The sequence below is a fragment of the Pseudomonas sp. P9_2 genome, assembly GCF_034008255.1.
Lineage (GTDB): Bacteria > Pseudomonadota > Gammaproteobacteria > Pseudomonadales > Pseudomonadaceae > Aquipseudomonas > Aquipseudomonas synxantha_A.
In genome coordinates, this window is record NZ_CP125376.1 from 987,223 (window position 1) to 1,013,678 (window position 26,456).

Below are 26,456 nucleotides of genomic sequence, written 5' to 3' on the forward strand. Positions count from 1 at the left end.
CTGCAGCGCCTGCGAAATCGTGATTAACCTTTGAGGCAGGTGCTCATGAATGTTTTACGCGCATCGCCGGTCAACGCTTTGGTTTTAGCCGACGCATTGCAATCCTTCATCTTCTGCTGCTGCGGCGTCAGGGTCTTGGCATCGTTGGCGGCAGGCGCCGACAGGCAGGTCTTCATGAAGGCCTTGCGGTCATCGCCCTTGAGGGTCTTGGTGGTGGCTTCGGCATTGCAGGTGGTCATTTTGTTCTGCTGGGCAGTGGCGGCAAAACCTTGGGAACACAACAGCAGGCCCATCATCAACAACGGAATACGCAGCATCTTCATGGAGTTTTCTCCCTGTTACCGTGCCGACGGGCACGGCCTACAGCGCAGTGTAGTCAAAAGCTGTTACAACTTCACCGGCCACGAATATTCGTCCGTCGGTAGTGCTCCGGGGTGCAGCCAGCATGGCGTTGGAACATGGCGATAAATGCCGAGGCGGTGCTGTAGCCCAAGTCAAATGCCACGTGCTGCACGCTGCGGTCACTGTCCAGGGCTTCGATGGCCGCCAGGTAGCGCAGGCGCTGGCGCCATTCACCAAAACTCATACCCAGCTCGCGCACAAACTGACGCGCCAGGGTGCGTTCGCTCACATGTACCTGCTCAGCCCATTGCCCGAGCGGGCGATTGTCGGCGGGCTGCGCCTGCATACCTTCCAGCACCCCAAGCAGCCCGGGGTGGCGGGCGTAGGGCAGGAAGCCATCGTGGATCGGCGCCTGCTTGAGTTGGTCCACCAGCACTTGGGCCAGGCGGATATCCGCGTCCGATTGCGGGATATTCACGTCGCGCTGGGCGAAATCGCTGAGGATGGCCTTGAGAATATCGCTGATCGTCAGCGTGCACGGCGCTTGAGGCAGCTGCTCGCAGAGCGTCGGCGCCAAGCCCACCGAACGATAGACAATCGCCTGGGCGTTGTAGGAGCTGTGTTCGGTGTTGGGCGGGATCCACACCGCGTACTGCGGCGGCGACATAAAACGGCTGCCAGCCACCTCCATGCGCATCACGCCGTTGGCTGAATAGTCCAACGACCCCCAGCTGTGCCGATGCGGGGTGCACTCGGTATCGGGTGCGAAATCGGAATAGCGAAAGTACACAGGGCTCGGCAGGCGGGGGAAATCCGCCAGGCGTACGGTATGTCGGGGCATGTTGTCTGGATTCAGAGGTCGGTTGTCTGGATCGCAGTATAGGCTTCGATCCAGACAGGGGATAATCGCGCCTCGTCAATACACTGGGTTTCTTTCGATGCAATACGCGTATCCGCTGCTGGCCATTTTTATCTGGGCTGGCAACACCGTGGTCAACAAATTGGCCGTGGGCTCTATTTTCCCGGCTGAAATCGGCTTTTACCGCTGGCTGTTCGCAGCACTGCTGTTCACCCCGTTCATGCTCAAGCCGGTCGTTGCCAACTGGGCGCTTATCCGTCCCAACCTGGGCAAGATCTTCATCCTCGGCGTGCTGGGCATGGCGGTGTATCAAAGCCTGGCCTATTACGCCGCCACGCTGACCAGCGCCACCAACATGGGCATCATCCTCTCGCTGATGCCGCTGATGGCGTTGACCGCCGCGATTATCAGCCTGGGGCAACGCCTGACCTTCGGCGCGCTGACCGGCGCGGTACTGTCGTTCGCCGGTGTTGTGGTGGTGGTATCGTCCGGCAGCCTGGGGGCGCTGTTGCAACACGGGGTCAACCTGGGTGACGGCATGATGCTGGTGGCGACGCTGGCTTATGCGGTCTACAGCACCCTGCTGAAAAAATGGCAACTGCGCCTGCCGCCGTTGGTGCTGCTGTATTTGCAGGTGCTGGTCGCGGTGGTGGTGCTGCTGCCGCTGTACCTGTTTTCGGCCAAGGCCGGTTTGGGCTGGACGAATATTCCGCTGGTGCTGTACGCCTGCCTGCTGGCTTCAATGCTGGCGCCGTTGGCGTGGATGCACTCGGTGAAGACCCTGGGGCCAAGCCGTACCACGCTGTTTTTCAACCTGCTGCCGTTGATTACCGCACTGATCGCAGCGGTGGTGCTGAAGGAAGAGTTGGCGCTGTATCACCTGGTGGGTGGCTTGCTGACCCTGGGTGGAGTGATCCTGTCGGAGCGCTGGACCACACCGGTCAGACGTGTTCATGACACATCCTGTTAAATCCGATAAAACTTTTCGCCTGGCCCGGGACTCACAACCTATAGCGATCACGCCGGCAGAGCGTGGCGTACAACCGGATTAGCCCCAGGAGATTGAAATGACTGAAGCACACTTGACTGACATTGCGACCCTGCGCAGCCGCGCCCGCCAGAATGTCGAAAACGGTGCCGTGACCGAAGGCTACGACGCCGACCGTCAGGAAATCATCCGCCTGCTCAACGAGTCGCTGGCCACCGAGCTGGTTTGCGTGTTGCGCTACAAGCGTCACTACTTCATGGCCAACGGCCTGAAAGCCAGCGTCGCCGCCGATGAGTTCCTCGAACATGCCACCCAGGAAGCCGAACACGCCGACAAACTGGCCGAGCGCATCGTGCAACTGGGCGGCGAGCCGGAGTTCAACCCCGACCTGCTGTCGAAGAACTCCCACGCTCAATATGTGGCAGGCAACTCGCTCAAAGAGATGGTCTACGAAGACCTGGTAGCCGAGCGCATCGCGGTGGACAGCTACCGTGAAATCATCCAGTACATCGGTGATAAAGACCCGACTACCCGTCGCATCTTCGAAGACATCCTGGCCCAGGAAGAAGAGCACGCCGATGATATGGCGGATATTCTGCAAGACCTGTAATCAGCGACATAGCAATAACCATGTGGGAGGGGGCAAGCCCCCTCCCACATTTCGTTTGAGCTGTAGGTCAGTTACTTCACAGTCTTAGGCGCCTTGCCTTCCTTCATCTGCTGCAGCAACGGCGCGCATTCATTCGGCTCTCCACCGCTTGGAGCGACCAACGCGAGCAAGCCGGCGGCCGGCCCGGCGATGACGCCCAGGGCAACCATGCCTGCGCCACGTAGCGCCAGCGGAATGGCTTTTACGCCAGCATTGGGCTTGATGAACGGTCCATTGACGTACAGCGGCGAACGCAGCGAGAACAGACGAAAGCCCTTGGACTCCGGCGTAATGGTCAGGTCCAGTTGCTCGGTAGCCATATTGGCCGTGCCGTCGATGTAGATGATGGCGTTCTCGGTATCGAACACAAACAACCGCGTGGTCGCCAGGCCCGTCTTGATGCCGAAGTCCGCCGCTGCGCAGTTGATCTTCACTTCCTCGTCGCCGAACAGGCGCCCCACGACGTAGTTGCCCACGTTGAGCCCTGCGATTTCCATCAGGCTGCGGCTGATGGCGCCATCGTTGATCAGCATCTTCAGGTCGCCGTTGGAGGTTCCCAGCAGTGCCGCCACCGAGTTGCCGCGCCCGGAAATATCGGCATCGCCGTTGAGTTCGCCGAAGCTGGTTTTCATCGGCTCAAAGGTCGGGAACAGTTGTTTGAGCTTGAAGTTGCGTGCCGTCAGCTTGGCGCTGCCTTCCATCGGCGTAATGCGGCCATTCAAGCGAATCTGCGCATCGAGCTTGCCGCCGGCCACGCCGAAACGCAGGGGTTCGAGGCTCAGTTGGCCGTCGTTGAGCACCAGGTGCGTATACAGATCGGTGAAGGGCAAGTCGGCACTGTGCACGATGCGCTTGCCGGTGAATTCCACGTCGGCATCCATCTCGCGCCAGCGTTCGGTGCGGAACTCTTCAACTGGCAGCACTTTGGTCGCCGGTTGTTTGCTTTCACCGCCACGGGCTTTTTGCTCGGCGTTGGAATCTGCGCCAATCAGCGGCGCCAGGTCATCCATCAGCAATTGGTTGGACACCAGTGCGCCGCTGAGTTTGGGCCGTGGCTGGCTGGCGACATAGGCCAGGTCGCCATGGATGTCGCTGTTGCCGATCTTGCCGTTGAAGTTCTCGTAGCGGAATGAGGCGCCGCTGGCTTCATGCAGCTTGGCGATCAAATGGCCGTCGGTGGAATAGGCCGGCGAATCCGGCAACGTTACACCGGTCAACGGGTAGAGGTTGCCCAGGCTGCTGCCCGAGAGTTTGAGGCGCAGGTCAAGGGCACCGAGGTTAAGCGGGTCGGTCAAGGTGCCGGCCAGGGCGATGCTGGTGTCGGCGACTTTCACCTGGGCTTGCAGCGGGAACGGCTTGGCCGCGTCCTGCAAGGCCAGCAGACCGCCGATCTTGCCGGTGCCGGCGAGCTTCTGGCCGTGATATTGGCCTTTGACCTTGAGGCCGAACGCGTAGTCCTGAGGCGCCGAGCCTTTTTCCAGCGCCTTCTTGGCATCGGCGTCCCCGACGATTTCACCAAACGGGATGGGTTTGCCCAAGGGGTCGATGATCACATCCAACTGAGTCTTGAGGGTTTGATCGTCGAGGGTCACATGGCCCTTGTCAAAGCCGATGGCGCCGATATCCACCACCCAGTTGGAGGGCTCGGCGTCGGGGTCCTTGGGATCGAACTTGAACGTCCAGTTGGCGCGGCCGTCGGCCAGGCGCTGCAACTGGGCACTGGGCTCGGTGAGGTCAATGCGCGGGATCACCACGCGCTGCACCAGCAAGGCCAGGGGTGAAATACGCAGCTCGACCTTCTTGAGCGTGACCATCTGCGGTTGTTTCGACCAATCCGGGTTGCCCAGGGTCAGGTCTTCGGCGATCACATGGGGCCACGGCACCCAGGCACGCCAGCCGCCCTCATCGGGCTCGCGCTGCCACACCACCGCGAGGTTGCCGTTGATGGCGAACGGGCGATGCAGTTCTTCGGAGACCTTGGCGTTGAGCGGCGGCTTGATGCGGTTCCAATCGAAGAACACCAGCACAAGTACCGCAATGGCGATTAACAGAACGAAGCTGGCGCAGCTCCAAGCGACGATTTTACGAGTGCGCGTCATTGCACAGGGCTCCTGAATACGACTGGCTGGGCAACAGCCTTTGACACAGCTAATAGAACTACGACTGGCAAAGTGCCGGAGGGTTTAACCCAACGGCGGATTTAGCCGAAAAAAACGATTTTCCTGATCAAGCAGACAGATTTCATCATCGACAGCGCACCATTGTTACCCCGGTTCGTGTCGAAAATACCCACCCCGGTGCAAAACCGCGTGCTTGAGAGGCTCGATCTAGAGCCTTTGCAGGGAACAATCAATTCTGTTGATTATTACCATTGTGTTTATGAACTTTTATATCGACTTATCAAGAGTAGCATTAGCCCTGTACCCACTTTATCGCCCTCCCAAGGAGCAACCATCATGAAACGCCAATTACTCGCTACCGTCCTGTTATCTGTCCTGGCTTCCAGTGCTTTCGCCCTGCCAGCCGCTGAACAGGCCACTCCACAGAACAAAGCTCAAGCCATGCAGACTAGCCAAACCGTGGCGCGCAGCGGTTCGCAAGAAGACGAAAACCGTGACTACGCCAAAGGTGCTGTCGCTGAAAATGGCTACAATCGCCTGCAAGAGAAAGGTCTGGTAGAAGGCGGTGCTGAACAAGCCAACAAACGCGCCTACACCGAAGGCGTTGCTGAAGGTGGTGCCGACCGTCTGCAAGAACTGCATCAAGCACAGAGCTAAGCCCGTGGTGGCCCGGAAAAAAGCCCGATCAGCCGATCGGGCTTTTGCTTTTATATAGACCGCGTCACGCCTCGCCCCCGCCAAGTTCGACGCCGGCAAAGCGCTTTTGCTAGAGTGCGTCGCTGTACTCGCCGACAAAGCCCATCCGCTCATGCTGCCCCGCGCCGAACAGAAGCAACAGACACGCCTTGCCTTGATGGACGCAGCCCGCCATCTGATGGAGTGTGGCCGTGGGTTTGGCAGCCTGAGCCTGCGCGAAGTGGCCAAGACAGCGGGTATAGTGCCAACTGGTTTCTATCGCCATTTTGCCGACATGGACCAGCTTGGGCTGGTATTGGTCAGCGAAGTCGGCCAGACCTTCCGCGCCACGATCCGCCTGGTGCGCCACAACGAATTCGTGATGGGGGGCATTATCGATGCCTCTGTGCGGATCTTTCTCGACGTAGTTTCGGCCAACCGTTCGCAATTCCTGTTTTTGGCCCGCGAACAGTACGGCGGCTGCCTGGCCGTGCGCCAAGCCATCGGCGCCCTGCGCGAGGACATCACCCGCGACCTGGCCGCCGACCTGACGTTGATGCCCAAATTGCAGCATCTGGATGCAGAAGGTTTACATGTGATGGCCGACCTGATCGTCAAAAGCGTGTTTGCCACCCTGCCCGATATCATCGACCCACCGGCCCATGCCCTGCCGGCCCACCTCACGCCCCAGGCGAAAATCACCCAGCAACTGCGCTTTATCTTTATCGGCCTCAAGCACTGGCAAGGGCTGGGCAGTACCGAGTAATCCCTCAGCCAGCCTTGTGAAAACGCTTGGCCGTTGTGTAGTTCTTGCTCCAGTACTTATTGCTCAACGAATCGATACGCACATGCTTGCCGGTACGCGGTGAATGGATGAACTTGCCTTCGCCGATATACAGCCCGACGTGACTCACCTGCCCTCGCCCGTTGCCTTTGAAAAATACGGCATCGCCCGGTTTTAACGCTGTGCGCTTGATGGTTGCAGCGGTTGAACGGTGCATCGCCGCAGTGGTACGCGGCAGCTGAATGTTGGCTTCGGTCTTGAACAGATAAACCAGGAAACTGCTGCAATCAAACCCCTGCTCGGCAGACGTACCGCCCCACTTGTAGGGAGTGCCGAGCAGTTGATGGGCGCGGTCGATCACATCGTCGACCGAAGACGCCGCATGGCTTGAAGCGAAAGTCGGCGGCTGTTGAAGATTGGCCGAGGCTGACGAGATAACACACGACAGGCCGACAATGACTGAACAAATAAATGACTTGAACATGATGAACATCGCGGTGAATTAAACACGGCGCGAATCTTAAAGAACCATCACGTAAGCCCACGAAGGCCGATTCTTGGGTCTTTGTAGGATAAATCCTTAAAAACGCAATGGATAATTGGATGAAAGAAGTTTCATGCAGCACCAGGCTACTTTCAGGAAAAACGCCCTTTTCCAGTGCTATAACCGCTCATGCGCACCAAACTTGAACGTTCTGTGCAACCCGTGGATGCCCCATCCACGCGCAATGACCTGCACTGACAGGAAACTCCTACGCCAATAGCGGGTTGGCAAGCCCCTTGCTCTAGCACTGCTATCGCTCATAGCTGGAAGCCTACCGATGCTGGTGATCCACCGCCGAATCGCCCCCCAAGCCCTCTGGGCCGCTGAGTTGCTGCTGAACTTCGAAGCCCGCAGCAAAAGCCGCCTGCGCTGTTTCAGTGCCGACGGTGAAGACGTCGGCCTGTTTTTGGAGCGTGGGCAGCCGCCCTTGCACGATGGCGAGTTCCTACAAGCTGAAGACGGACGTGTCGTACGCGTTTGCGCCCGCCCTGAACAACTGCTGCACGTCACTTGCCGCAACGCCTTTGAACTGACCCGCGCTGCCTATCACCTGGGTAACCGCCATGTGGCCCTGCAAGTCGGCGACGGCTGGCTGCGCCTGCTCGACGACTACGTGCTCAAGGCAATGCTGGAACAGTTGGGCGCCGACACGCAAACCATCGAGGCGCCGTTCCAGCCGGAACATGGCGCCTACGGCGGCGGCCATCATCATTCGCGCCATGGCGACGAAGACTTCAACTACCCGCCCAAGCTGCACCAGTTCGGCGTACGTCTATGAACCCAGCCTGGGCGCTGTTGCGCCTGGCCAGTCCGCAATTGCCGATTGGCGGCTACAGCTATTCCCAGGGCCTGGAAATGGCTGTGGACAACGGCCGCGTACAGGATGCCGCGAGCGCAGGGCGCTGGATCAGCGATCAGTTGCTGCTCAACCTTGCGCGCTTCGAAGCGCCGCTGTTGCTCGCCCATTGCCGCGCTGGCGCTGAACAGGACTGGCCTGGGCTGGCGCAATTGTGCGAAGAACACCGCGCCAGCCGTGAGACCCGCGAGCTGTATCAGGAGAGCCGGCAAATGGGTTATTCCCTGCAGCAACTGCTCAATGGCTTACCGGAACTGGACAGCGCCGCCCGTGAGTTCCTTGCACAACGCGGCGAACCGCACCTGGCTCTTGGCTGGGCCCTGGCCGCCCGCGCCTGGCACATCAGGCCCGACGATGCCCTCGCCGCGTGGCTGTGGAGCTGGCTGGAGAACCAATTGGCCGTGCTGATGAAAACCCTGCCACTGGGCCAGCAAGCCGCGCAACGCCTGACCAGCGAACTGCTGCCCTTGCTACAGCAAGCACAGCAGGACGCCGAGCGCATTGACCCTGCGCGGTTGGGCAGCGCCGCCTTTGGCCTGTCCCTGGCGTGCATGGCCCACGAACGCCAGTACAGCCGCCTGTTTCGTTCCTGAACGTTTTTTATTGTGGAGAAGCACATGAACACACAACCCCTGCGCGTCGGAATCGGCGGCCCGGTGGGCTCCGGCAAGACCGCCCTGACCCTGGCCCTGTGCCTGGCGCTGCGTGATCGCTATAACCTGGCGGTGGTCACCAACGACATCTATACCCGCGAAGACGCCGACTTTCTGGTACGTAACAAGGCGCTGGCGCCGGAGCGCATCATCGGCGTGGAGACCGGCGGCTGCCCGCACACGGCGATTCGCGAAGATGCTTCGATCAACCTTGAGGCCGTGGACCAGCTCAACCGCCGCTTTCCCGGCCTGGACCTGATCCTGGTGGAGTCCGGCGGCGACAACCTGTCGGCCACCTTCAGCCCGGAACTCTCGGACCTGACCATTTACGTGATCGATGTGTCCGCTGGTGACAAGCTGCCACGCAAAGGCGGGCCCGGTATTTGCAAATCCGACTTGCTGGTGATCAACAAGATCGACCTGGCCCCGCTGGTGGGCGCCTCGCTGGAGTTGATGAACAGCGACACCCAGCGGATGCGCAACGGCAAACCCTTTGTGTTCAGCAACCAGAAAACCGGAGTCGGCCTGGACGACATCGTCGCCTTCATCGAACGCCAGGGCTTGCTGACCGCCGCCTGATCAACCCATAAGGAACCTGTCCATGAGCCTCAACAAACTCTTCGCCGCTGCCGCGCTGCTGCTGGCCCCTGCCCTGGCCTTCGCGCACCCTGGCCACGGCGACAATGGCCTGGTGGCCGGCATCAGCCACCCCTTGGGCGGCCTCGATCACTTGCTGGCCATGGTTGCGGTCGGCCTGTGGGCGGCCCAACAGAAAGGCGCCGCGCGCTGGGCACTGCCATGCACCTTCGTCGGCACCATGCTGATCGGCGGGGTGTTGGGTTTTGAAGGGCTGCAATTGCCGGCGCTGGAAAGCGGGATTGCCGCTTCGGTGCTCGCCCTGGGCCTGGCCGTGGCACTGGCGGTGCGGCCGCCACTGTTCATGGCGGTGGGCGCCACGGCATTGTTTGCGTTGTTTCACGGCGTGGCCCATGGCCTTGAACTGCCGGACATGACCAGCCCTTGGGCGTATGCCATTGGGTTTGTGGGTGCGACCGCGGCGTTGCATGCCGCCGGTTATGCAGTGGTGCGCTTTTTGCCAGCTGCCGCAGCGCCGCTGGTGCGAGTGGCCGGGGCGGCTTCGGCAGCGACTGGGGTGTGGTTGTTGGCGGGCTGATCGTCAGCGACTGCAAGGACCTCATCGCAGGCAAGCCAGCTCCCACATTTGAGAGGGTTCACACTTCAAAAATGTGGGAGCGGGCTTGCCCGCGATAGTGCCAGTACAAACACCACCGATCCCAAGCCTGCTACCATGCGCGGCAAACACCCCTGCCGTGACGACGCCAGCCAATGCCCATCGCTTCCTCCTCTTCCCTGACGCCTGTGCTCACGCACTTCCATGACCTGATCGTGCCCCTCTGGCAAGGCCCGGGCTGGAATGCCGACCTGGCATTACCCTTTGAGGCACTGGACGCCGATCACCAGCCGCTGCCCCCACAACGCTACCGCGCCATGGCTTGCGCCCGGCAGATGTACCTGTTCGCCAGCCTGATCGGCGAACCCGGCGCGGCTTTCGCCGAAGAACGGGCGGCGGCGCTGTTCCGCTCCCTGCAACGGCACTTCCATGATGCCGAGCACGGCGGCTGGTTCTACAGCATCGACCCGGCCGGCCAACCCCTGGACAAGCGCAAGGACCTCTACACCCACGCGTTCATCATCTTTGCCTGTGCCCATTACTGGGCCAAGGTGCGTGAACCCTTGGTGGAGTCAGTGCTCAACGCCGCACTGGAAGTTGTGGCTCAACGCTTTGCCACGGGCGATGGCTTGTATGAGGCGGTACTTGAGCGCAACTGGGCCTCGCTGAAATCCGGCCCGCTGCAAAACCCGCTGATGCACTTGGCCGAGGGCTTCCTCGCCACCCTTGCGGTACGCGAGGACGCGCAGGTACAAGCGGCACTGCTGGCACTGGCGACGGCCATGCAGCAACGCTTCATCGACCGCGAGCACGGCGTGATGCTGGAGAAACCGCTGGGCGCTGTGGATAACTGGTTTGAGCCAGGGCACCAGTTCGAATGGTTCTTTTTGCTGGAATCGTCCAACGTACTGCGCGGCACGCCGCTGCATGCGTCGCTGACACGGGCGTTTGCCTATGCCGAGCAAAAGGGTGTGGATAAGTTAAGCGGTGCGGTCAGTGGCATGTTGGCACTGGATGGCACGGTGCGCGACGGCACTCAGCGCATCTGGGCCCAGGCGGAATACCTGCGAGCACTGACCTTGCGTCCCGGCAGCGAGACGGTGCTGCAACGTCAATTGCTGGCGCTGCAACAGCGTTTCCTGCATGCAAAGGGCTGGAATGAATGCCTGGATGCCGACGGTAAGGTGAGCCGGCGGGATATGCCTTCTACCACCCCTTATCATTTGGCGACTTGCTATCAGGGTCTGGTCCAGCATCTGGGCTGACCTGCAAGGCCCCATCGCAGGCAAGCCAGCTCCCACACTTTAATGTGGGAGCTGGCTTGCCTGCGATAGCCTCACCTCGGTCTAACAGACGTTATGCAATCCACTTGCGATCCCCGGTAAAACTGATCGTCAACCAACGCGCCGCATCCGGCGTGCCCAGCCCTGTGGATATCTCTTCGCGCAACCTGTCGAGGGTCGCGACCTTATCCACTGGGTAATCGGCCGGCAGCACGACATGAATCTCGATAAACCGCGCCCGCCCGTGTTTCTGCACATAGGACACGTAGTCATCGAAACCATGCCTGGCCTGCGCCGCATCCATCACTTCGCGCACTTTGTCGTCCAGGTGATCCGGCGCGATCCCCAGCACTTCGCGCAACGCCGGACGCAGGATCTTGAACGCAGGCGCCAGCATACTCAGGGCCAGCAGGATCAAAATCAGCGGGTCGACATACACCGCCCATTCGCCATAACCCTGGGACTTGAGCAACAGTGCGGCCAGAAAGCTGATCAGCAAGCCCACTGAAAGCATCGCATCTACCAGCCAACTGATGTTGTCGAACTGGATCAGCGACGATTTAAGCGTGCGGTTGCGGTAGCGCACGTAAAAGAAGTAGGCGAACTCCACGACGGTAAACACCGCCGCATAAATGATCACCAACCCCAACTCGATCTCGCGCCCGCCATTAATGATGCCGAACACGCCATTGAGGAACGCATAGATGGCGATCAGCAGCAGGAAACTGCCTTCGATCAGCAGCACCATCGGTTCCAGGTGCCAATAGCCGAACTGAAAGCGCTCGTTGCTTTTCTTGGCGATCAGCTTGGCCGTGATCAGCATCAGCACCTTGATGGCGGTGGCGATCAGCGAGAAAAAGCCGTCGAATAAAATGGATTGGGCGCCGGATATGACACCCGTGACAATCCCGGCGATCGCCACGGCGAACATCAGGATGGTCGATTGTTTGAGCAGTGCCTGCTCACCTCGGTTACTCACATTTCCTCCTGTCAAAACCTTTACACCGCACAGTGCGGAGGGTTTTCAGGAGCGGAGTGTACCTTATGCCGCATTTTGGCCGATTTGCCGCACTTAAAAGCTATCGGAAAACATTGTGGCGAGGGAGCTTGCTCCCTCGCCACAGAAGCGATCGCCTTAGCCCTTGGCCCCCCGCTCAATCGCAAACCCAGCCCAAGTCTGGCTCACCGGCATCAGCTCCAACCGGTTGATATTCACGTGCGCCGGCGTATTCATCACCCAGAAAATCGTATCGGCAATATCCTGCGGCTGAATCGGCTCGGCACCTGCGTAGGTGGCGTCATAACGCGCCTGGTCACCGCCAAAGCGCACCAGCGAGAATTCGCTCTCGCAAAGGCCTGGCTCGATGTTGGTCACACGCACGCCAGTGCCTTGCAGGTCGCAACGCAGGTTCAACGAGAACTGCTTCACGAACGCCTTGGAACCGCCATACACATGGCTGCCGGGGTACGGGTAGTTACCGGCGATGGAACCCAGGTTGATGATCCCCGCACCCCGGCCATGAGCAATCAGGCGCGGCAGCAGCAGGTTGGTAGTGGTCAGCAGGCCCTTGATATTGGTGTCGACCATGGTTTCCCAGTCGTCGAGGTCGCACTTGGGGGCCGGATCAGTGCCCACGGCCAGGCCAGCGTTGTTGATCAGGCCACGCAGTTTGGCGAACGACGGCGGCAAGTTGGCGATGGCCTCCTCCATGCCTTTGCGATCGCGCACATCCACCACCAGGCCATGCACTTCGGTCTGCTTGGAAAGCTCTTCAACCAGCGCATTCAAGCGCTCGGCACGACGACCGGTGAGCACCAGTTTCCAGCCGGCTTCGGCAAAACGACGGGCACAGGCTTCGCCGAAACCTGAAGTAGCGCCAGTAATGAATAGCGTGTCGGACATGGTGTTCTCCTTGAGTGCATCGGGGAAAAAAGTTGCCAGCAGAATGCCCTTCCGCCGCCGTTGCGGCAACCGCTACGCACGTAACTTCACACGCAACTGTGCGTTTTTTAACCACCCCAAGCAAAGCCTTGTAGACCGTGGCCTGCAGCCATATGCGCGCAGGTTATCCACAACTGCGCCCACAGTCTTTGGGGGCAAGTGCAAATCGCTCGAAGCCGCTGTGTACAAGGCTTGCAGGCGGTTTTAGAAAGTTTTTTGCTTGACCTTGGCTGGGGCGTATGTAGCCCCTGAAAAATTCGGAAAGACGCAACGATGGCTTCAGGCCAGTCATTCCGGCCCCTGCGGGCGTCTTTCCAGAGTTTAGTCACAGACTTATCCACAGGCTGGATGGACATATTCCGGTCATATACCTGTGTCTTTAAACAGGTTGACAAAGCCGGTAGAGGGTTGAGAAAAAGCCGCCGATCAAAAAACAACCACAACGCTACAGGCCCCGTATTCAAAGGCTTTCAGCCAAGTACACCCACGTTACCCACAGCCGGTTCCACAGTGGATGGGGACAAGTCAAAACTGTGACAAAACAGGGATTTGCGGCGGCTATATGTCGCGCTTTGGAGGTGGGCTGGATTTGTTTTCCACAATTTGGAGAAAGACCTGATGGACCACGCAATCAGATGTGGGAGGGGGCTTGCTCCCGATAGCGATTTGTCAGTCAGCACTTCTTAAACTGACACACCGCTATCGGGAGCAAGCCCCCTCCCACAGGGTACTGAGTACTCGTTAGTGACCACCGAGATAGGCGTTGCGCACTTCCTCGTTCACCAGCAGCTCTTTACCGGTGCCCGTCAGGCGAATCTCGCCATTGACCATCACATACGCCCGATCCGACAAGCGCAGCGCATGGTTGGCGTTCTGCTCCACCAGGAAGATGGTCATCCCGGTAGACGCCAGCTCGCGCAGGGTAGAAAAGATCTGCTTCACCACAATCGGCGCCAGTCCCAGGCTTGGCTCGTCGAGCAGCAACAGTTTGGGCCGGCTCATCAGCGCACGAGCGATGGCGAGCATTTGCTGCTCGCCGCCGGACATGGTCATGGCCCGCTGGTTACGCCGCTCTTTAAGCCTGGGGAACAGCTCGAACATGCGTTGCATATCCTCGCTGGCAAACTTGTCGCCAATGGGGATGGTGCCCATCAGCAGGTTTTCCTCGACGGTCATGTCGGGGAACACCCGCCGCCCTTCCGGCGACTGCGCAATGCCATTGGAGGCGATGTAGTGGGACGACTTGTGGGTAATGTCGACGCCGTTGTACAGAATCTGCCCCGACTCGGCCCGAGGCTGGCCGAAGATCGACATCAACAGCGTGGACTTTCCCGCGCCGTTGGAGCCGATCAGGCTGACGGTTTCGCCTTCGTTGATGTGCAGCGAGACCTTCTTCAGGGCCTGGATCGGGCCGTAGAACACGTCCAGGTCCTTCATTTCGAGGATAGGTGCGCTCATACCAACTCCTCTTCGTCCGCGCCCAGGTAGGCGGCAATCACTTTCGGGTCGTTGCGGATCGCGTCGGGGCCGCCTTCGGCGATCACGTTGCCGTGGTCCAGCACCACAATGTGGTCGGAAATACTCATCACCATGCCCATGTCGTGTTCGATCAGCACCACCGTGAGGTCGTGTTCGTCGCGCAGCAGGCGAATCATCGCGCTGAGGGCTTCGGTTTCCTGAGGGTTGAGGCCCGCTGCCGGTTCGTCCAGGCAGATGATCTGCGGCCGCGTGCACATGGCGCGGGCGATTTCCAGGCGGCGCTGCTGGCCGTAGGAGAGCTCGCCAGCCAGGCGGTTGGCGCAGTCCACCAGGTCCACAACCTCCAGCCAGTAGAACGCACAGTCCAGGGCATCACTTTCAGCCTTGCGGTAGCCCTTGGTATTGAGGATGCCCGCGAGCATGTTGCGGTTGACCCACATGTGCTGGGCCACCAGCAGGTTTTCCAGCACCGACATTTCCTTGAACAGGCGAATGTTCTGGAAGGTCCGTGCCAGGCCGGCGCGGTTTACCAGGTGGGTGCCACCGAACATCTTGTAGTACACGCGGCTGAGGAAGCTTTTGGGCGACACGAAGTCGGTGGCCTCAAAGCGCTCACCCAACAACTGGATGACGTTGGTTTGCTTGCCGCGCACGTTGAGTTCGATCTTGCCGCCGCTGGCTTTGTAAAAGCCGGTGAGGCAGTTGAACACCGTAGTCTTGCCGGCGCCGTTGGGACCGATCAGGGCGAAGATCGAGTTGCGTTCGACCTTGAGGCTGACATCGCTCAGGGCCTTGATGCCACCGAAGTGCATCATCAGGTGTTCGACAGATAGCACGACTTCCTTGCTCATGGCGCTACCCCCTTGCGTGGTGTCACACCGGTACGGCTGATCCGAATCAAGCCACGCGGTCGCCAGATCATCATCACCACCATCAGCACGCCAAACAGCAGCACGCGGTACTCGGAGAAACTGCGCAGCAGTTCAGGCGCCACGGTCAGCACGAACGCCGCAATCACCACGCCGACCGTCGAGCCCATGCCGCCCAACACCACGATGGCGAGGATCAACGCCGACTCGAAGAAGGTAAACGACGATGGGTTGACGAAGCCCTGGTAGCTGGCAAAGAACACCCCGGCCAAACCTGCGGTTGAAGCGCCGATGGTGAACGCCGAGAGCTTGACCAGCACGTGGTTCAGGCCCATGGAACGGCAGGCGATTTCATCTTCACGCAAGGCTTCCCAAGCGCGACCGACTGGCATACGCGTGAGGCGATGCTTGATGTACAGCACGGCCAGCACCACCAGAAACAGCACGATGTAGATGAACATGAACTTGATGTTGGGGTTGTAATCGATGCCGAAGAACTCGTGGAACGGGATGCCGCCATCTTTGGCACGCTTGCCGAACTCAAGGCCCAGGAACGTCGGCGAAGGCACCGGCATACCGTTGGGGCCGCCGGTGAATGACAGCCAGTTGTTGAGTACCAGGCGAATGATTTCACCAAAGCCCAGGGTCACGATGGCCAGGTAGTCACCGTGCATTCGCAGCACCGGGAAGCCGAGTATGCACCCCGCCAGTGCCGCCGCGATTGCCGCCAGCGGCAGCACCGTCCAGAACCCCAGGCCGAGGTATTGGTAACCCAGCGCCAAGCCGTAGGCACCGATGGCATAGAACGCCACGTAACCCAGGTCGAGCAGACCGGCCAGGCCCACCACGATGTTCAGGCCCAGGCCAAGCAACACGTAGATCAGCCCGAGAATCACCACGGTCAGCAGGTATTTGTTGGCGAAGATCGGAAACACGATGGCGATCACGATCAGCGCCGGGATGATCCAGCGCAGCCGCGACTTGTAGTCCGGTGGCAGCACGTGCACACCCGAGCCGCTGCTTTCGAAGCCCTGCAGGATCTTCACACCCTTGGGGGTTTGCAGGAACAGGCTCAAGGCGAAACGCCCAGCCATGACGATGGCGACCAACGTGGCAACGCGCAGCGGCTCCAGGTTGAAGCTGTAGCCGTCGAGCACTACGCCGACAATGGGCCCGAATACGATCAGCGAAATCAGCCCGGCGAGGACCGTATCGACCACACTTTTCTTGATATCGATAGATTTGGCAGCAGACATGTTTACACCTTCGCCACGAGTGGGCGACCAAGCAGGCCCTGGGGACGGAAAATCAGAATCACCACCAGCAGGGAGAAACTGAACACGTCTTTGTAGTCAGAGTTGATCAACCCCGAGAACAGCGACTCGGAGATACCAAGGATGATCCCGCCCAGCATCGCCCCAGGCAGGGAGCCGATGCCGCCGAGTACCGCCGCGGTAAACGCCTTGATGCCGATGATGAAACCGGCATAGAAGTCGAAGGTGCCGTAGTTGAGGGTGATAAGCACGCCGGCCAGGGCAGCCATGGACGCGCCGATGACGAACACGTAGGAGATCACCCGGTCGGTGTTGATGCCCAGGATCGAGGCCATCTTGCGGTCTTGCTGGGTGGCGCGGCACATGCGACCCAGCTTGGTGTACTTGATGATGTAGGTGAGCAACGCCATGCCGGCGAATGCCGCCACGAGGATGAACACTTTGGTGTAGGTCAGTTGCACGAAGCCAGTGCCGATATCGACGCGCCAGGCCCCGGCCAGCAGGGTCGGGATGCCTTGTTGCTTGGCGCCCTGGGCGATCTGTGCGTAGTTCTGCAGGATCAGCGAGATGCCGATGGCGCTGATCAGCGGTGCCAGTCGGGTGGAGTTGCGCAGCGGTTTATAGGCAACCCGTTCAATGACCCAACCGTACACGCCGGTGACGACCACGGTGAAGATCAAGGTGCCGAGAATGAGCAGCGGGAAGGATTCGATGCCGAAGTAAGCCAGCAGTGCCAGACTGATCGCCGCGAGGTAAGCGGAAATCATATAAACCTCGCCGTGGGCGAAGTTGATCATGCCAATGATGCCATAGACCATTGTGTAGCCGATGGCGATCAGGCCATAGACCGACCCGAGGGTCAGGCCGTTGACCAGTTGCTGCAGGAAAATACCATCCATAACGCAATCTCACGCGGTGAGCACCTGCACACCGGTGGGTGTGCGGCGCTTCTGGAGGAAAAAACAGGTTTGTTGCAATAGAGCAGGCAACCAGGCCCTCTGTGGGAGCTGGCTTGCCTGCGATAGCGGTTTCACATTCAACACAGGTGTTGGTATTGAGGCCGTCATCGCGGGCAAGCCCGGCTCCCACAGAGATCGAGGTGTTCAAGCCGTCGCGTTATTACTTCTGCTTTTCCAACTGATGGTATTTGCCGTCTTTGTCCCACTGGTAAACCACGTAGTCAGAGATTTTCAGGTCGCCCTTGGCATCCCAGGCTTTTTCGCCCATGACGGTTTTAACCGGGTTAGCCTTCAACCACTTGGCCGCGTCTTCGCCCTTGTTGGACTTGGCACCGTTGAAGCCGGCGGCCAGGGCCTGGATCGAGGCGTAGGCATACAGGGTGTAGCCTTCAGGCTCGGTGCCGTTTTTGCGGAACTCTTCCACCACGGTCTTGCTGTCCGGCAACAGGCGCGGATCGGCGCCGAAAGTCATGTAGACGCCATCGACGTACTGCGCACCACCGGCGGTCGCCACCAGTTCGTCGGTCACTACGCCGTCATCGGACATGAACTTGACGTCTTTGAGGCCCGCTTCACGGATCTGGCGCACCAATGGGCCGGCTTCTGGATGCAAGCCGCCGAAGTACACGACGTCGGCGCCCAGGGAGCGGATCTTGGTGACCAGGGCGCTGAAGTCTTTCTCGCCACGGGTCAGGCCCTCTTCCAGCACCGGCTTGACGCCACGCTTGGTCAACTGCGCAGCGGTGGCGTCGGCCAGGCCTTTGCCGTAGGTGTCCTTGTCGTTGATCACCGCGACTTTCTTGCCCTTGAGCACATCGACGATGTAGTCGCCGGCGACGATGCCTTGCTGGTCGTCACGCCCGCACATACGGAACATGGCGCCCAGGCCGCGCTCGGTGACCTGTGGATTGGTGGAGCCTGGGGTGATGGCGATAATGCCGGCTTCGTCGTAGACCTCAGACGCCGGGATGGTGTTGGACGAGCAGAAGTGCCCGACCACACCGATCACCTTGTCCTGGTCCGCCAGGCGGTTAGCCACGGCCACGGCTTGCTTGGGTTCGCAGGCGTCATCGCCAGCCACCAGCTTGATCTGCTCGCCGTTGATGCCGCCGGCCTTGTTGATAACGTCGGCTGCCGCCTGGGCACCCTTCATGTACTGCTCACCGAAAGCGGCGTTGGCACCCGTCATCGGGCCCGCCACACCAATTTTCACATCAGCTTGAACAAACGTAGAAACACCCAGCGCCGCTGCAACGGCGAGGGCCAGAAAACCTTTCTTGTAAAACGTCTGGGACATGAGTGGTGCTCCGATATTTTTGATTTTTGGCACGACAACTTGCATTCAAACTTTTCACTGAAAGCTCAGAGCAAGCCGCGTGCCATTACTTTTTTATTCTTCAAAAAGACACGGTGTCATTGTTATTACAGGCGTTTCGACGCCTTTTGCCAGGACGTGCAACCGTCTAGCCCCGATAGGTGCAACCAACCAACCAAAAAAGTACAACCCCGCCAGGTCGCAGCTGCAACCAGAGGGATAAACGACAGTTCCTACACCTGTAACAACGTGCGTAACGGAACTGCACATTTACAGTGCGTGATTGCTACGCCTTGCACCAATACAGATGGGTAGCCTGCTAAGAAAACGCAGGCTTTTGAGCAGTATTTCGCTGATCAGATCACGATCCTCAGACATTGCCCGGCGTGATACAGCGAGAATCCTGCTTCATACAGGCAACTGCGCAGACCTGCACCCGCCAGTGGCTGCATCGGTGCAAAGGGGATCGGCAAGGCCTGGGGATTCTGGTGACACAGATAGTCGGCAAACGCCTTGCCGACCACACTGCCGGTGGTCACACCACGCCCGTTATAGCCGGTGACTGCGACCAGGCCAGGGGCGGGTTCGAACAGGCGCATCAGATGGTCTGGGGTAAACGCGATGCAGCCGGTCCAGGTGTATTCCCACTGCACCGATTTGAGATACGGGAAGTAGTGCTGCTGCACCCGATCGGCCCACGCCTTGAGGAACCAGGCAGGTTTCTGGTTGCCATTGCCCAGGCTGCCAAGCAACAGACGGCCATCGGCATCGCGACGGATGCTGCTCAGTACCTGGCGCGTATCCCACGAGCCCTGGCCACCGGGGAGGATTTGCCGGGCGGCATCATCGGTCAGCGGCGCTGACGCCACCTGATAGTAATAGCCGGGGAAAAAATTGCGCCGCAACTCGGTCCATTCGCCTTCGGTGTAGGCGTTAGAGGCGATCACCACCTGAGCGGCCTGCACCGCGCCCTCGGCGGTCTGCACCGACCAATCGGCACCTTGGCGCTCAAGCTGGGTGACCGGGGAATGGTCAAACAACTGCCCGCCCAGCGCTGCGGCGGCATTCGCCAAGCCCGTGGTGTAGGCCATGGGGTTCAGGGTGCCGGCCCGTCGATCGAGCAAGGCGGCGGAGATTTTTTGGGTGCCGGTGGCTTGCTCACACGCCTGCCCGGTGAGCAATTCGACCGGCGCGCCACGGCGCTTCCATTGCTCTTCACGACTGCGCAAATCCGCCTCGCCACGGGCGTTGTGGGCCATGTGCAAGGTGCCCTCGCGGCGCAATTGGCAATCGATCTTGTATTTGTCGATCAGGCTGAATACCAGGGCCGGCGCTGCGCCCAACATGCGGTTGAGCTGGCTGCCAACCGCCGTGCCAAATCCGGCTTCGATCTCGTCTGGCGGGATCCACATGCCGGCATTGACCAACCCGACGTTACGCCCCGAACCGCCATGGCCGGTGCGATGGGCCTCCAGCACAGCAACGCTTTTACCCTGCTCCAGCAAATGAATGGCCGCCGACAAACCGGTGATACCGGCGCCGATCACGCAGACATCCACCTTGAGCGCGCCCTTGAGCGCGGCACGATCCGGCCGGCCGGGGGTGAGGTGTTCCCATAAACATGTTTCGCGTAGTGCCATTGCCAGACTCCGATGAGACCTAACAAACAACTTTTCAGAATTGAAAATCTGATCAAATGTGGGAGGGGGCTTGCTCCCGATAGCGGTGGGTCAGCTACAGATTTGCTGACTGAAACACTGCTATCGGGAGCAAGCCCCCTCCCACATTTTGATCTCACTTCGACGCGTGGGCTCAGTCGAAGGTAATGCCTTGGGCCAGAGGCAATTCCAGCGAGTAGTTCACGGTATTGGTCTGGCGGCGCATATACCCGCGCCACGCATCCGACCCCGACTCTCGCCCGCCGCCAGTCTCTTTTTCACCGCCAAAGGCCCCCCCGATCTCCGCGCCGCTCGGGCCGATATTGACGTTGGCAATCCCGCAATCACTGCCCACCGCCGACATGAATTGCTCGGCTTCACGCACATCCGTGGTGAAGATGCATGACGACAGCCCCTGTGGCACCGCGTTGTTCAAGCGCAGGGCTTCGGCGAAGTCGGTGTAGCCGACCACGTAGAGAATCGGCGCGAAGGTTTCCGTACACACCACGTCGCTTTGCTCGGGCATTTCCACAATTGCCGGCGAGACGTAGTAAGCGTTGGGGAATGTGTCTTGCAGTTGGCGCTTGCCGCCGAACACCTTGCCGCCTTCGCTCAAGGCTTGCTCCAGGGCGTCCTGCATGTTGTCAAAACCCTGCTTGTCGATCAGCGGGCCGATCAGGTTGCCTTCCAGCGGGTGGCCGATGCGCACCTTGGAGTAGGCAGCCTTGAGGCGGGTGACGATGTCCTCCTTGACCGATTCATGGGCGATCAGCCGGCGCAAGGTGGTGCAGCGTTGGCCGGCAGTGCCGACGGCGCTGAACAGGATGGCGCGCACGGCCATGTCCAGGTCGGCGCTTGGGCCGAGGATCATCGCGTTGTTGCCACCCAGTTCAAGAATGCTACGGGCGAAGCGCGCCGCGACTTTCGGCGCCACTTCGCGGCCCATGCGCGTGCTGCCGGTGGCACTGATCAGGGCCACACGCGGATCGTCCACCAGCGCGGCGCCGGCGTCGCGGCCGCCGATGATCACCTGGCTCAGGTACTCGGGAGCATCATCAAACTTGCTCAATACACGCTCGAACAGCGCCTGGCACGCCAGGGCGGTGAGCGGGGTCTTTTCAGAGGGTTTCCAGATCACTGCGTTGCCGCACACCAATGCCAGCGCGGTGTTCCAGGCCCATACGGCCACCGGGAAGTTGAAGGCGCTGATCACCCCGACCACGCCCAGCGGGTGCCAGGTTTCACGCATATGGTGGCCTGGGCGCTCGGAGGCGATGGTCAAGCCGTACAACTGTCGGGACAGGCCCACGGCGAAGTCGCAGATGTCGATCATTTCCTGGACTTCACCCAAGCCTTCCTGAGTGATCTTGCCGGCTTCCCAGGAGACCAGCTCGCCGAGGTCGGCCTTGTATTGGCGCAGTACGTCGCCAAACTGGCGCACCAGCTCGCCACGCCGCGGCGCCGGCACTTTGCGCCAAGCCTCAAATGCATGCTCGGCACGACTGACCTGTTGCTCCACCTCGGCGGCGCCTTCCCAGTGCACACTGCCGATACGGCTGCCATCAATCGGCGAATGCACGGGCTGTTTGCCCGCCTGGTACAGCGCCGGGTTTACCCCGAGACGATCAAGCAATGCGGCAACCATGGGTCACTCCTTCAATCTGCATACAAAAATTCGCGCCGCAATACGCACGGCGATCCTGGCCCTATTTGTAGCTGGCCCAAGACTTGCCAACAAACGACGATTAGGCGAGATATCATTCCGTTTATTCATGCAAAGAATAAAAAGAGGCAAGCCGTGCTGAACAAAAGACATTTGCCGTCGATCACCGCCCTGCAGTGCTTCGAAGCCGCCACCCGCCACCTGAGCTTCACCCGCGCCGCCGAAGAGCTGAACCTCACACAAAGCGCCGTGAGCAAACAGGTGGCGCAGTTGGAAGAGTTGTTGCAGCACCTGCTGTTTCGCAGAGTGCGCCGCCGCTTGCAGATGACCCCGGCGGGCGACCTGTACCTGGTGGAAGTGCGCAAGATCCTCACACAGGTGGAGATGTCTACCCATTACCTGCGCTCCTACGGCGGCGAGACCGAGGTGCTGCGCGTGTCCACGCCCTATACCTTCGGCGCGCGCTGGCTGGTGCCGCGCCTCAAGGGTTGGCGCCTGCGTCACCCGCAGATCCACCTGGACCTGTGCAACGAACAGCAGCCGGACGAGCTGCTGCAAGGCAAGGCGGACATGGCGTTCTATTTCGGCCAGGGCGCTCGCCCGGGTACTGAGAGCCTGAAGCTGTTCAGTGAAGAGCTGGTGCCGGTATGCGCGCCGGAGAGCCTGCCGGCGCAGCCTTTCACCGACCCCACGCAACTGAGCGACCTGGTGTTGCTGCAAAACGCCTCGCGGCCCCAGGGCTGGCATGACTGGTTCGCCAGCCAGGGCTTCCACACCGAGCACAGCTACCACGGGCCGCGGTTCGACACCTTCTATATGTGCATTCGCGCCGCGCAGGTGGGTTGTGGCGTGGCGCTGTTGCCGCGCTTTCTGGTGGAAGAGGAATTGGCCGAGGGCAAGCTGGTGATTCCCTGGCAACATGCGATGCCGAGCCAGGATGCGTATTACCTGGCTTATCCTGAGCATTCGGCGGAGGTGCCGAAGGTGCGCGAATTTGTGAAGTGGATGATGGAGCAGGTGCTTTAGCGCCTGGAGAATCGCCATCGCAGGCAAGCCAGCTCCCACCGTTTGGAATGCATTTCAAATGTGGGAGCTGGCTTGCCTGCGATGGCGCCTCTGGCCTTACTGAAAAAATCACTGGCAAAACCCCACAGGTCTATGCGCCACTAGCCCCCTTCCTTAATTGTGCGTAAAGGCCGGCGCCCATCGCCGAGCCGTCTGGAGATTCCCGTTATGAGCGAGAGTGTGTTTGCCGATCGCATCGTGCAGAACCTGCTCGACACCGACTTCTACAAGCTGACCATGATGCAGGCGGTGCTGCACAACTACCCCAATGTGGAAGTTGAATGGGAGTTCCGTTGCCGCAACAGCGAAGACCTGCGCCCGTACCTGGCGGAGATCCGTTACCAGATCGAACGCCTCGCCGAATTGAGCCTGAGCCCCGATCAACTGGGCTTTCTGGAACGCATCAGCTTTATGAAGCCGGATTTTTTGCGCTTCCTCGGGCTGTTCCGTTTCAACCTGCGCTATGTGCAGACCGGTATCGAGAACGGCGAGTTGTTTATCCGCCTGCGCGGACCGTGGCTGCATGTGATCCTGTTTGAAGTGCCGATGCTGGCCATCGTCAGCGAAGTGCGTAACCGCTATCGCTACCAGACCGTGATCCTCGAACAGGCCCGCGAACAGCTGTATCGCAAGTTCGATTGGCTGACGGCCAATGCCGCCAGCGATGAACTCTCGGAACTGCAAGTGGCCGACTTCGGCACGCGCCGCCGCTTCTCGTACCGCGTGCAGGAAGAAGTGGTCAGCGTGCTCAAACACGACTTCCCAGGGCGCTTTGTCGGCACCAGCAACGTGCACCTGGCTCGCGAGTTCGATATGAAGCCGCTGGGCACCATGGCCCACGAATGGATCATGGCCCACCAGCAACTGGGCCCACGCCTGATCGACAGCCAGATCGCCGCCCTGGATTGCTGGGTGCGCGAATACCGTGGCCTGCTGGGCATTGCCCTGACCGATTGCATCACCACTGACGCCTTCCTCGGCGACTTCGACTTGTACTTTGCCAAGCTGTTCGACGGCCTGCGCCACGACTCCGGTGATCCGATTCAGTGGGCGGAAAAAGCCATCGCTCACTACCACAAGCTGGGCATCGAGCCGATGAGCAAGACCCTGGTGTTCTCCGACAGTCTGACGCTGCCCAAGGCGTTGGAAATATTCCGCGCGTTGCGGGGTCGGATCAATGTGAGCTTTGGTATCGGCACCAACCTCACCTGCGACATTCCGGGGGTGGAACCGATGAGCATCGTGCTTAAAATGACCGCCTGCAATGGCCAGCCCGTCGCCAAGATTTCCGATGAAGCGGGCAAGACCCATTGCACCGACCCCAATTTTGTCGCCTATTTGCGTCACGTTTTCAAAGTACCTGCCCTATCCAGCAAGGAGTGAAGCATGCAAGCCGTACAGCGTGAGATTGCGCAGCAGCTCAAGGTGCAAGCGCCGTTCAAAGACCAGGCCGCACTGGAGGCAGAAGTCGCCAGGCGCGTAGCCTTTATCCAGGACTGCCTGCGCAATTCCGGGCTCAAGGCCCTGGTGCTGGGCATCAGCGGCGGCGTCGACTCCCTGACCGCAGGCCTTTTGGCCCAACGTGCCGTGCAGGAACTGCGCGCCAGCACTGGCGATGAGGCTTATCGTTTTATCGCCGTGCGCCTGCCCTATGAAACCCAGTTCGACGAACACGAAGCCCAGGCTTCGGTGGACTTTATCGAACCGGACGAGCGCCACACCGTCAACATTGGTCCGGCGGTCAAAGCCCTGGCCAATGAAGTAGCAGCGTTTGAAGGCAAGGCGGCGGTGTCGCGCGACTTCGTACTGGGCAACACCAAGGCGCGTATGCGCATGGTGGCGCAGTACACCATCGCCGGCGCGGCCGGTGGCCTGGTGATCGGTACCGACCATGCGGCGGAAGCGGTGATGGGCTTTTTCACCAAGTTCGGGGATGGTGCCTGCGATCTGGCGCCATTGAGCGGGCTGGTGAAAAACCAGGTGCGAGCGATTGCGCGGCATTTTGGTGCGCCCGAGTCACTGGTAGAGAAGATCCCGACGGCGGACCTGGAAGACTTGTCGCCGGGCAAGCCGGACGAGGCGTCACATGGCGTGACCTATGCAGAGATTGATGCGTTCCTGCACGGTGAGCCGGTGCGTGAGGAAGCGTTCAGGATTATCTGCGAGACGTATCGCAAGACTGAGCACAAGCGGGTGATGCCGTTTGCGCCTTGAGGTAGACCGCCATCGCAGGCAAGCCAGCTCCCACACTTGACCGAGTTCCAACATGAGAATGTGGTCGAATGTGGGAGCTGGCTTGCCTGCGATGAACGATAACGCGGTGTTACTTCAGGACCACGGCACCTTTCATCATCGAGATGTGGCCAGGGAACGAGCAGAAGAAGCTGTACTTCTCATCGGCTTTGAGCTTGGAGACGTCGAAGGTCACCGAGTCTTTCTCGCCAGCACCAATGATCTTGGTGTGGGCGATGATGCGCTCATCACCGGCTTTCAGATAATCCTTATCGATACCTGCAGCCATACCGTCAGTAGCCACAGGCTGCATGTTGGCTTCAGTGGTCAGCACCCAGTTATGCCCCATCACGTTCTTGGGCAGGTTGCCCGAGTGAGTCAGCTCAACGGTGAACTGCTTGCAGCTCTTGTCGATGGTGATTTCTTTGGTATTGAAAGACATCTGGTCGGTGGAGTCGACAGTGACCTTGCACTCTGCAGCAAGCAACTGGCCGCTAGCCAGAGTCAGCAGGGAAACAGCAACGAGTTTGGCGAACATGTGAATCTCCAGGGCAGGGTTAGAAAACGCGTATTGCGACAAGGGTGCCTCAAGCAGGCTTAGTTTCTTATGATCTGCATCAACAGATTGTATACAACTTTAGGCTATCAGGTTGATCAACACAATCAACCAGCCAAACTGCCGCACCCTGCCTATGATCGCCCCATCACTCACGGGAGTTCATGCCATGCACCTCAACCACCTGTTCAACGGCCTGCTGGCCGCCTACGCCTGCGGTAAGTGAAAGCAAAGGGCACCCTGAAGCTGCTACCATGACGACCCAAGGCAGCTACGCGCCGCCTACCCTCACCTTCGACCCTAGAGGATCGCCCATGGCCAAACCTAATTACTCCTTCGCCAAACGTCAGAGAGACTTGGCAAAGGAACAGAAGAAAGAGGAAAAGCTGCAACGCAAGAAAGCCGCTGCAGACGAAGAAGCCGGCGCGCTGAACCCGGATGCGGAAGGTGAAGCAGCAACTGACGAGACCGAAACCCCGAAAGACCCGGCTGAATAAAT

General features: G+C 59.8%; 27 protein-coding genes. 13 read left to right on the plus strand and 14 right to left on the minus strand.

The genetic code is table 11. From position 1 onward, the window contains the following. Positions 1 to 23 precede the first annotated feature (23 nt). Both QMK52_RS04315 and QMK52_RS04320 read right to left on the minus strand, forming a co-directional pair. Positions 24 to 323, minus strand: a complete 300-nt coding sequence (locus tag QMK52_RS04315; RefSeq protein WP_005784310.1) for a PsiF family protein — start codon at positions 321 to 323, stop codon at positions 24 to 26. A 71-nt stretch (positions 324 to 394) separates the two neighbouring features. Next, positions 395 to 1,183: an AraC family transcriptional regulator gene (locus tag QMK52_RS04320; RefSeq protein ID WP_005784308.1), complete on the minus strand. Its 789-nt coding sequence runs from the start codon at positions 1,181 to 1,183 to the stop codon at positions 395 to 397. Between the two features lie 97 nt (positions 1,184 to 1,280). On the opposite strand from QMK52_RS04320, the gene QMK52_RS04325 reads away from it, so the two are divergent. Continuing rightward, positions 1,281 to 2,171, plus strand: a complete 891-nt coding sequence (locus QMK52_RS04325; protein WP_005784306.1) for a DMT family transporter — start codon at positions 1,281 to 1,283, stop codon at positions 2,169 to 2,171. A 97-nt stretch (positions 2,172 to 2,268) separates the two neighbouring features. Continuing rightward, entirely contained in the window at positions 2,269 to 2,799 is a 531-nt protein-coding gene (locus QMK52_RS04330) for a ferritin-like domain-containing protein (protein WP_005784304.1), read from the plus strand. A gap of 71 nt (positions 2,800 to 2,870) precedes the next feature. Here the strand turns inward: QMK52_RS04330 and QMK52_RS04335 are convergent, their stop codons facing one another. Then, positions 2,871 to 4,937, minus strand: a complete 2,067-nt coding sequence (locus tag QMK52_RS04335) for an AsmA family protein (RefSeq protein WP_005784303.1) — start codon at positions 4,935 to 4,937, stop codon at positions 2,871 to 2,873. A gap of 357 nt (positions 4,938 to 5,294) precedes the next feature. Between QMK52_RS04335 and QMK52_RS04340 the strand changes: the two genes are divergently transcribed. Both QMK52_RS04340 and QMK52_RS04345 read left to right on the plus strand, forming a co-directional pair. Beyond that, on the plus strand, positions 5,295 to 5,615 hold the full coding sequence (locus QMK52_RS04340) for a hypothetical protein (protein WP_005784302.1): 321 nt from the start codon (positions 5,295 to 5,297) through the stop codon (positions 5,613 to 5,615). 151 nt (positions 5,616 to 5,766) lie between these two features. Then, positions 5,767 to 6,399 carry a TetR family transcriptional regulator gene (locus QMK52_RS04345; protein WP_005784300.1) on the plus strand — a complete coding sequence of 211 codons (633 nt, stop codon included), beginning with the start codon at positions 5,767 to 5,769 and terminating at the stop codon, positions 6,397 to 6,399. Positions 6,400 to 6,403: 4 nt separating this feature from the next. Here QMK52_RS04345 and QMK52_RS04350 read toward each other — a convergent pair whose 3' ends face one another. Next, entirely contained in the window at positions 6,404 to 6,901 is a 498-nt protein-coding gene (locus tag QMK52_RS04350; protein ID WP_005784298.1) for a C40 family peptidase, read from the minus strand. Positions 6,902 to 7,238: 337 nt separating this feature from the next. Here QMK52_RS04350 and ureE point away from each other — a divergent pair, with 337 nt between their 5' ends. The 5 genes from ureE to QMK52_RS04375 all read left to right on the plus strand — a co-directional run bounded on the left by ureE (position 7,239) and on the right by QMK52_RS04375 (position 10,927). After that, the gene (gene ureE / locus QMK52_RS04355) at positions 7,239 to 7,739 is read left to right on the plus strand and encodes an urease accessory protein UreE (RefSeq protein ID WP_005784297.1); all 501 of its coding nucleotides are present in this window, start codon (positions 7,239 to 7,241) and stop codon (positions 7,737 to 7,739) included. Then, positions 7,736 to 8,410 (plus strand): urease accessory protein UreF, encoded by a 675-nt coding sequence (locus QMK52_RS04360; RefSeq protein WP_320403848.1) that lies wholly within the window; start codon positions 7,736 to 7,738, stop codon positions 8,408 to 8,410. Before ureE ends, QMK52_RS04360 begins: the two co-directional genes overlap by 4 nt. A gap of 24 nt (positions 8,411 to 8,434) precedes the next feature. Continuing rightward, on the plus strand, positions 8,435 to 9,049 hold the full coding sequence (gene ureG, locus QMK52_RS04365; protein WP_005784294.1) for an urease accessory protein UreG: 615 nt from the start codon (positions 8,435 to 8,437) through the stop codon (positions 9,047 to 9,049). 22 nt (positions 9,050 to 9,071) lie between these two features. Then, on the plus strand, positions 9,072 to 9,644 hold the full coding sequence (locus QMK52_RS04370) for a HupE/UreJ family protein (RefSeq protein ID WP_005784293.1): 573 nt from the start codon (positions 9,072 to 9,074) through the stop codon (positions 9,642 to 9,644). A 173-nt stretch (positions 9,645 to 9,817) separates the two neighbouring features. Further along, complete coding sequence (locus QMK52_RS04375; protein ID WP_194439960.1) at positions 9,818 to 10,927, plus strand: AGE family epimerase/isomerase; 1,110 nt, start codon at positions 9,818 to 9,820, stop codon at positions 10,925 to 10,927. Between the two features lie 91 nt (positions 10,928 to 11,018). On the opposite strand, the gene QMK52_RS04380 is transcribed toward QMK52_RS04375, so the two are convergent. The 9 genes from QMK52_RS04380 to QMK52_RS04420 form a co-directional block, all read right to left on the minus strand. Further along, entirely contained in the window at positions 11,019 to 11,924 is a 906-nt protein-coding gene (locus tag QMK52_RS04380; RefSeq protein WP_005784289.1) for a cation diffusion facilitator family transporter, read from the minus strand. A gap of 156 nt (positions 11,925 to 12,080) precedes the next feature. Continuing rightward, the gene (locus QMK52_RS04385; protein WP_005784288.1) at positions 12,081 to 12,848 is read right to left on the minus strand and encodes an SDR family oxidoreductase; all 768 of its coding nucleotides are present in this window, start codon (positions 12,846 to 12,848) and stop codon (positions 12,081 to 12,083) included. Positions 12,849 to 13,628: 780 nt separating this feature from the next. After that, positions 13,629 to 14,345, minus strand: coding sequence for an ABC transporter ATP-binding protein (locus QMK52_RS04390; protein ID WP_005784287.1), 717 nt, complete (start codon positions 14,343 to 14,345; stop codon positions 13,629 to 13,631). Beyond that, on the minus strand, positions 14,342 to 15,217 hold the full coding sequence (locus QMK52_RS04395) for an ABC transporter ATP-binding protein (RefSeq protein WP_005784285.1): 876 nt from the start codon (positions 15,215 to 15,217) through the stop codon (positions 14,342 to 14,344). The genes QMK52_RS04390 and QMK52_RS04395 overlap by 4 nt, the downstream gene beginning before the upstream one ends. Further along, on the minus strand, positions 15,214 to 16,491 hold the full coding sequence (gene livM / locus QMK52_RS04400) for a high-affinity branched-chain amino acid ABC transporter permease LivM (RefSeq protein WP_005784284.1): 1,278 nt from the start codon (positions 16,489 to 16,491) through the stop codon (positions 15,214 to 15,216). The genes QMK52_RS04395 and livM overlap by 4 nt, the downstream gene beginning before the upstream one ends. A 2-nt stretch (positions 16,492 to 16,493) precedes the next feature. After that, positions 16,494 to 17,408: an ABC transporter permease subunit gene (locus tag QMK52_RS04405; RefSeq protein WP_320403849.1), complete on the minus strand. Its 915-nt coding sequence runs from the start codon at positions 17,406 to 17,408 to the stop codon at positions 16,494 to 16,496. Between the two features lie 220 nt (positions 17,409 to 17,628). After that, a complete protein-coding gene (locus QMK52_RS04410; RefSeq protein ID WP_194439959.1) occupies positions 17,629 to 18,765 on the minus strand; it encodes a branched-chain amino acid ABC transporter substrate-binding protein in 1,137 nt (378 codons plus the stop codon). Between the two features lie 374 nt (positions 18,766 to 19,139). Then, positions 19,140 to 20,423: an NAD(P)/FAD-dependent oxidoreductase gene (locus tag QMK52_RS04415; protein WP_005784280.1), complete on the minus strand. Its 1,284-nt coding sequence runs from the start codon at positions 20,421 to 20,423 to the stop codon at positions 19,140 to 19,142. 172 nt (positions 20,424 to 20,595) lie between these two features. Then, positions 20,596 to 22,086, minus strand: coding sequence for an aldehyde dehydrogenase family protein (locus QMK52_RS04420; RefSeq protein ID WP_032878171.1), 1,491 nt, complete (start codon positions 22,084 to 22,086; stop codon positions 20,596 to 20,598). A 153-nt stretch (positions 22,087 to 22,239) separates the two neighbouring features. Here QMK52_RS04420 and QMK52_RS04425 point away from each other — a divergent pair, with 153 nt between their 5' ends. The 3 genes from QMK52_RS04425 to nadE all read left to right on the plus strand — a co-directional run bounded on the left by QMK52_RS04425 (position 22,240) and on the right by nadE (position 25,383). Then, positions 22,240 to 23,130 (plus strand): LysR family transcriptional regulator, encoded by an 891-nt coding sequence (locus tag QMK52_RS04425; RefSeq protein ID WP_005784277.1) that lies wholly within the window; start codon positions 22,240 to 22,242, stop codon positions 23,128 to 23,130. A gap of 207 nt (positions 23,131 to 23,337) precedes the next feature. Continuing rightward, positions 23,338 to 24,552, plus strand: coding sequence for a nicotinate phosphoribosyltransferase (pncB, locus tag QMK52_RS04430; protein WP_005784275.1), 1,215 nt, complete (start codon positions 23,338 to 23,340; stop codon positions 24,550 to 24,552). 3 nt (positions 24,553 to 24,555) lie between these two features. Continuing rightward, on the plus strand, positions 24,556 to 25,383 hold the full coding sequence (nadE, locus tag QMK52_RS04435) for an ammonia-dependent NAD(+) synthetase (RefSeq protein ID WP_320403850.1): 828 nt from the start codon (positions 24,556 to 24,558) through the stop codon (positions 25,381 to 25,383). A 109-nt stretch (positions 25,384 to 25,492) separates the two neighbouring features. Here nadE and azu read toward each other — a convergent pair whose 3' ends face one another. Continuing rightward, positions 25,493 to 25,939 (minus strand): azurin, encoded by a 447-nt coding sequence (gene azu, locus QMK52_RS04440; RefSeq protein WP_003188091.1) that lies wholly within the window; start codon positions 25,937 to 25,939, stop codon positions 25,493 to 25,495. A gap of 332 nt (positions 25,940 to 26,271) precedes the next feature. On the opposite strand from azu, the gene QMK52_RS04445 reads away from it, so the two are divergent. Continuing rightward, complete coding sequence (locus QMK52_RS04445; protein ID WP_005784271.1) at positions 26,272 to 26,454, plus strand: hypothetical protein; 183 nt, start codon at positions 26,272 to 26,274, stop codon at positions 26,452 to 26,454. Positions 26,455 to 26,456 lie beyond the last annotated feature (2 nt).